The organism is Candidatus Vagococcus giribetii (assembly GCF_017316185.1).
Classification (GTDB): domain Bacteria; phylum Bacillota; class Bacilli; order Lactobacillales; family Vagococcaceae; genus Vagococcus; species Vagococcus giribetii.
Genome location: NZ_JAFLVX010000001.1, coordinates 1 through 5,332 on the forward strand (window position 1 = coordinate 1; position 5,332 = coordinate 5,332).

A 5,332-nucleotide genomic window follows, 5' to 3' on the forward strand; every position below is an offset into this window, starting at 1 on the left:
GAATGGGTTAGATATTCTCTGCAACAATTTACTGAATTACAAAGTAGTTACTCCAAAACTATGTTTCGATTATTAAAACAATTTAGAACTACTGGATATGCCTATTTTTCAAAAGAAGATTTCAATGAGTTGTTAGATATCCCTAAAAGTTATAGAGAAACACATATAAACGAGCGTGTTTTGAAACCGATAAAAGAGGAACTTACTCCACTTTTTAGAGGGCTTACTATCAGGAAAAAATATGGTAAAGGAAGAGGAAAACCAGTTATAGGTTATCAGTTTTCTTTTAAAGCTGAAGCTAAAAATGCTGACGACTTTTCTAAAGGTGAACAAGAAAACTTACGTAAAAAAATGTTTAACATTGAGCACAATGGTGAACTTTCTCAAGAAGAAAAATGGGTCGCAAAAGATAAGGTTTTAAATCTAAAAATCGGAACTCATGAAGCAGATTTTCATGCTCAACAACAAAATAAAGAAAAAGAATTATTGTCAGAAATTCAAAAAAAAGGACTACTTGAAGATTTACAAAATGGCTTTTTAAACTAAACATTTCTGTTATTTTTTCTGTATAACAAATGTATAACAATCTAAAAAAACAGTTAAGATATTGTATAACAAACGTATAACAAAATGGGATTTAAGTAAAAAAAGCGTATAGCAATTGTATAGCAAGCGAAAAAAAATGTTGGCTAAGGAAACGTTGATACTATCAACCCGACACGACTAGTGTTGGCAGTTTCCCTTATGCTCTTACTTAGCTAAAATCATGCTTTTAGTCTTTAATTGTTTGTTAGACTTCTTTTTCAGAAAATTAATAAGGATGGTGTTTTTTATATGACTGATAAATCAAACTTAGATTCCTTTTATTTGAAAGAAAAATCGGCTTCTGCTCAACGTGAAACTGCCTACCTTAGACAGGTAGGCGTTCTTGAAGAAATTGAAAAAAATAAAGATGATGAGACGGTCACTTTAGGTGAAATTGATTGGGATAATTTATAAAAAATAAGTTGTTATCATCGAGCAAAGCGACAAAAAAGACCAAGAGAAATTCTTCTGAAGGAAGATCATTTCTCTTGGTCTTTTTATTTGGTATTAGGTAAAACCTAACAAGCTCCTTTTTGGGTTTGGACGTCCAAACCCGATGCTTGCCTTTCTGATTTTAAATTTTTTCTGTCATAAAAAAGCAGAAAAAATAAGTCATTAAAATTAAGCGAAAAGCGAGCAATAAAGAGCTACATAAATTGGTTGGAAAAGCGACCGAATAGGAAACCTTTTTGACCACAAAGGGCATTACTTTTTTGAGGCTAAAAATGTGACTGAATAAGGAACAATTTTAGCCTTAAAACAAGTCGTCTTTTCACCGAAAAGACAGGTGTTGGTTTTCAGCAGTCCAAAGACTGCTGGCAACTCTAAAAGAGTTGAAAAGCTCTCAGCCGAGCCTACACTTTGTCTGCAAAGTATAATAGGTTATACTTTACATGGAAGTCGCACCGTCCTTCTGAAGCTAAAAAAGAGAATTTAATATTACTAGTAACATTAAATTATAAAATAACAAAATTTCCATAAAACAAACTGGCTCATTTCACTAAGTCAAAAAAAGAAGAACCTTGATTTAACAAGGTTCTTCTTTTCATTTTTAGGTGTACCAGTCGGTTTTCACAATCTCAAAGGCTGAAAGCCTTGGCACATATAGAGCTTGGTTTAACATTTAATTATGTTAACTACAGGGTTAAATAACTAATTATTCTCTACTAATTCTTCAAATAAAGGACTTCTCACATTACTAAGGAATCGTTTTTCACTTGCTCCAAATTCTATATAGTTTTTCCTAGCCTTATTCAGGGATATAGCATTAGCTCCTACAGCTTCTTTTGGATAAATTATTCCACTAGGATCATCTTCCCAAAAACAAACTTTACAGATATCATATTCGCCTTCACCTTCGATAGTATAATATTTACAACATGGACACTGGTTCATTTCTTTACCTTCTTTCTTGATTTAATTAACTTGGTATAATCATCAGTTATGTTAACCTAATAACATTTCTTGATAGACTTTCTTTTTATTTCTAATGAACTGAATATCATTTTTTAATAATTCCATTTCATTCAATAATTTTAATTCCTGTTTATCTAATAATTCTAAACGTGGAATTATTGTTGAATTACCTTCATTTCTTAAATCTGAATAGATTTGTATATCTTTTAAGCTCATACCAGTTTCTTTGATTCGCTTAATAAAATTAATCCATTCTAAATCTTTTACAGAATAGATTCTATAATTGTTTTGATCCCTTGATGGTTTCAATAAATTTAATTCTTCGTAATAACGTAATGTTGAAATTGGAATACTGGTTATTTTAGATATCTCATTAATTTTATACATGAAATTCCTCCTTGCTATCAAGTTAACTTTAAGGTTTATAGTTATTCATTATAAATCATAAAGGAGAGATTACTATGAGTAATACAAGATTTGATATTGGTCTTAAAAATTTAGAAAAAATAGATGGTTTAGCAGGAGAAAAAGTAATTCAAAATTTAGAGTCTATTGCTCCACAAGTTGGCAAACACATTATTGAATTTGCCTTTGGGGAAATATACGCCTCAGATAAACTTAATTTGAGAGAGCGTGAGATAATAACAGTTGCTTGTTTATTAAGTCAAGGTGATACTAAAAATCAATTAATCGTGCATATCAATGGCTGTTTAAATGTTGGTTTAACCCAGGAAGAAGTTATAGAAGTTTTTACTCAATGTATCCCCTATGTTGGTTTTCCTAAAGTCTTAAATGCAATTTACACTGCTCAAGAGGTTTTTAACTCCTTATAACTGCCAATATGTTAACCAAAATCTTTCAAAGTATTTTTGAGAGGTTTTTTCTTTTGTTGTAGTAAAAAATAGCACTGATTTTAGCAATGTAACATATTGTGTGCTTTAATTTTACTAGATAATTAGTATATTTAAGTTATGAAAGGAGACTATCATGGATATAGGACTTCTACTAAAAAATTTAAGAAAAAAAAATGAACTCACTCAAGAGGAAGTTGCTCAAAAACTCTTTGTTTCAAGACAAACTGTTTCACGTTGGGAACAAAATAGAACCATTCCCAATATTTATGTTTTAGAAGATATCAGTAAATTATATGGAATCACTCTTGAAGAACTAATAGCAAACAAGGAAGGAGGAAAAGTAATGGAGCATAAAAAAATTAATATTTTTGGATTGCTAGGTGTCTTGATTTTTAATATTTATATTGTTTTAGGGCCACTAATAGTCGCTATAGCTGTTAGCTTATCTGCATTATTTGTTTCTATCATTTTTTCAGCATGCCCAATCATTCTACTAGTAGTTAATATTATGGGATTACAGTCATTTACGTGGTCACAGTTAGGTTTTGCCATTCTTTTATGTTTAATTGGATTAAGTGTGTTGTTCCTTGTTAAAAAAACGTATAAATCAATTTTTAATATATTAAAAGCTTATTGTCGCTATAATTTGAAAACTATATTAGTTTAATAGCTTGTAGTAATGGGTTTTATGTAAATCAATTAATTTAATGTTACTAGTAATATAAGAGTGACATCAGTACTTTTGATTGATAAATAAAATCGTGATATAATAAAGGTGCGAAAACGTTAGAAGTTTCTAGTGCATGTTTCAATAGCACAAAAGCCCCAACCATTGCGAGTGGTTGGGGCTTTTTTTTTCGCTTTGCGACTAAGCGTGTGGGTTGAATGGCATTAGCCTTTAGTTATCGTCTTGCTTTTTCAACCAATAAGCAAACAGTTCAATGACTGCCCCAACAATGATTGGTGCGATAACTAACGTTAGAAGTTTTTCAATCATGCATGTTTCACCTCCAAACCTATGATAGCTTTGGTAGGCTAAATGCCAGTAATAAATATAACACATTTTTTACTTTATTTTGTCTTTTTCTACCGAATTATAAATGATATGATGGAGCGGTAAAATATTGCGGAGGTGTACTATGAAAACTGTTAAAGAAATAGCTGATATGCTTGGAGTTTCTAAGACTACTGTTGCTAGATACATCAAATCAGTTGGCGCAACTGAATCGGCACAAGATGGACAAACTTTTCTGTATGATGATTCGGTTGTAACCCTTGTTGTTGAAGCATTATCAGATAAAAAAAGCGAATCAACCGAAACAGGCGATATTGCAGTAGATTTTAGAGAAGAATACATTTTAAATTTAGAAGAAACTATTGTTTATTTAAAAAAGGAAATAGAGGATAAAAATAGTCAATTTGAGACCTTGCAGACAATCTTAAATCAGCAACAACAATTACTACTTTACGAGCAACAAAAAAATACAAAACTACTAGAAGAAAATGTAGATTCTAAAAAATGGTGGCAGTGGTGGAAATAAAATAGCTTTTTATTCTTGTCATTTGTTACTGATTTTCGTTCTAGGGTTGTTAGGGTTTACCCTGACCGTCTGAAAGACGTTTTACTTATCAAACTAAGAGTTTTATCTAAATGAGCTTAAATAGCTCTTTTTTTGCGTTTTAAGGCTAAGTAAAGAATCTCTTTAAGGAATGGTTTTATCTTTTAGCAAAGGAGCTTATAGCGACTGCTGCAAGTTTAATGTGAGAATGGTTTTCTCTCACTCCTTTTTTATATCTTTTAAACATACTTATAGATGATTTTATTAAAAAGAATTCGACTTTTAGGTGGGAAATTTAGGCAACCTCTTTTATAACCTCTTTTACAACCTCTTTTACAACCTCTTTTAGACCCCTGTTTAAGCTTAGAGCCACAAGGGATACAGAATGTTTAAGGCAACAAATTGTCTGTTTATAGGCAACAAATTGTCTGTTTATAGGCAACAAATTGTCTGTTTATAGGCAACAAATTGTCTGTTTAGACTTGTTTTATAGGCAACAAGTGTCTTATAATTGTGTCTATAAATAATTGGAGGTCTAATATGGCTAATGAGCTTGTAAAATATCATCATGAACTCAATACTATTCCTTTAAGAAAATTTACACCTGTAGAAATGAACTTATTTTTTTCTATTGTTTCTAGAATGAGAGAAAAAGGTTCTCAAACTGTCAGATTTTCTTTTGATCAATTAAAAGATTTAAGTAATTACAAAGCAACCGCTAACGTGAGATTTATTGATGATTTAACAGAAACTTATGAGAAGATATTATCATTACGTTTTGGAAAACGAAGTAAAAGTGGGCTAAGCGTAGAAATGTTTGTTATGTTCACTGAATTTAAAATAGATGGTGACGCTGACGAACCTTACGTTGATATTCGTATTTATGAAAAAGCACTCCGGACGAATGGGTTAGATATT

At 30.8% G+C, this 5,332-nt stretch carries 9 protein-coding genes; 6 read left to right on the top strand and 3 right to left on the bottom strand.

The window, feature by feature from the left end; all coding sequences use genetic code 11:
- On the top strand, nt 1-546 hold a 546-nt coding region (locus tag DOK76_RS00005; protein WP_206963992.1), incomplete at its 5' end, for a replication initiation protein.
- Nucleotides 547-834: 288 nt separating this feature from the next.
- Nucleotides 835-999, top strand: a complete 165-nt coding sequence (locus tag DOK76_RS00010) for a hypothetical protein (RefSeq protein ID WP_206963994.1) — start codon at nt 835-837, stop codon at nt 997-999.
- Nucleotides 1,000-1,737: 738 nt separating this feature from the next.
- Here the strand turns inward: DOK76_RS00010 and DOK76_RS00015 are convergent.
- On the bottom strand, nt 1,738-1,980 hold the full coding sequence (locus DOK76_RS00015; RefSeq protein WP_206963996.1) for a CPCC family cysteine-rich protein: 243 nt from the start codon (nt 1,978-1,980) through the stop codon (nt 1,738-1,740).
- A gap of 51 nt (nt 1,981-2,031) precedes the next feature.
- Nucleotides 2,032-2,388, bottom strand: a complete 357-nt coding sequence (locus DOK76_RS00020) for a MerR family transcriptional regulator (protein ID WP_206963998.1) — start codon at nt 2,386-2,388, stop codon at nt 2,032-2,034.
- A 74-nt stretch (nt 2,389-2,462) separates the two neighbouring features.
- Between DOK76_RS00020 and DOK76_RS00025 the strand changes: the two genes are divergently transcribed.
- Together DOK76_RS00025 and DOK76_RS00030 are read left to right on the top strand one after the other, a co-directional pair.
- Nucleotides 2,463-2,834 carry a carboxymuconolactone decarboxylase family protein gene (locus DOK76_RS00025; RefSeq protein ID WP_206964000.1) on the top strand — a complete coding sequence of 124 codons (372 nt, stop codon included), beginning with the start codon at nt 2,463-2,465 and terminating at the stop codon, nt 2,832-2,834.
- 154 nt (nt 2,835-2,988) lie between these two features.
- Nucleotides 2,989-3,522 carry a helix-turn-helix domain-containing protein gene (locus DOK76_RS00030; RefSeq protein ID WP_206964003.1) on the top strand — a complete coding sequence of 178 codons (534 nt, stop codon included), beginning with the start codon at nt 2,989-2,991 and terminating at the stop codon, nt 3,520-3,522.
- A 231-nt stretch (nt 3,523-3,753) separates the two neighbouring features.
- Here DOK76_RS00030 and DOK76_RS00035 read toward each other — a convergent pair whose 3' ends face one another.
- On the bottom strand, nt 3,754-3,852 hold the full coding sequence (locus DOK76_RS00035; RefSeq protein WP_206964005.1) for a type I toxin-antitoxin system Fst family toxin: 99 nt from the start codon (nt 3,850-3,852) through the stop codon (nt 3,754-3,756).
- A 142-nt stretch (nt 3,853-3,994) separates the two neighbouring features.
- Between DOK76_RS00035 and DOK76_RS00040 the strand changes: the two genes are divergently transcribed.
- Both DOK76_RS00040 and DOK76_RS00045 read left to right on the top strand, forming a co-directional pair.
- Nucleotides 3,995-4,396 (top strand): MurR/RpiR family transcriptional regulator, encoded by a 402-nt coding sequence (locus DOK76_RS00040; protein ID WP_206964008.1) that lies wholly within the window; start codon nt 3,995-3,997, stop codon nt 4,394-4,396.
- A gap of 558 nt (nt 4,397-4,954) precedes the next feature.
- On the top strand, nt 4,955-5,332 hold a 378-nt coding region (locus tag DOK76_RS00045), incomplete at its 3' end, for a replication initiation protein (RefSeq protein ID WP_206964010.1).

Bases quoted from the DNA above. Each gene is read 5' to 3' on its own strand.
- DOK76_RS00015 (WP_206963996.1), bottom strand. From the start codon at position 1,980: ATGAACCAGTGTCCATGTTGTAAATATTATACTATCGAAGGTGAAGGC.
- DOK76_RS00025 (WP_206964000.1), top strand. From the start codon at position 2,463: ATGAGTAATACAAGATTTGATATTGGTCTTAAAAATTTAGAAAAAATA.
- DOK76_RS00030 (WP_206964003.1), top strand. From the start codon at position 2,989: ATGGATATAGGACTTCTACTAAAAAATTTAAGAAAAAAAAATGAACTC.
- DOK76_RS00035 (WP_206964005.1), bottom strand. From the start codon at position 3,852: ATGATTGAAAAACTTCTAACGTTAGTTATCGCACCAATCATTGTTGGG.
- DOK76_RS00010 (WP_206963994.1), top strand. From the start codon at position 835: ATGACTGATAAATCAAACTTAGATTCCTTTTATTTGAAAGAAAAATCG.
- DOK76_RS00020 (WP_206963998.1), bottom strand. From the start codon at position 2,388: ATGTATAAAATTAATGAGATATCTAAAATAACCAGTATTCCAATTTCA.
- DOK76_RS00040 (WP_206964008.1), top strand. From the start codon at position 3,995: ATGAAAACTGTTAAAGAAATAGCTGATATGCTTGGAGTTTCTAAGACT.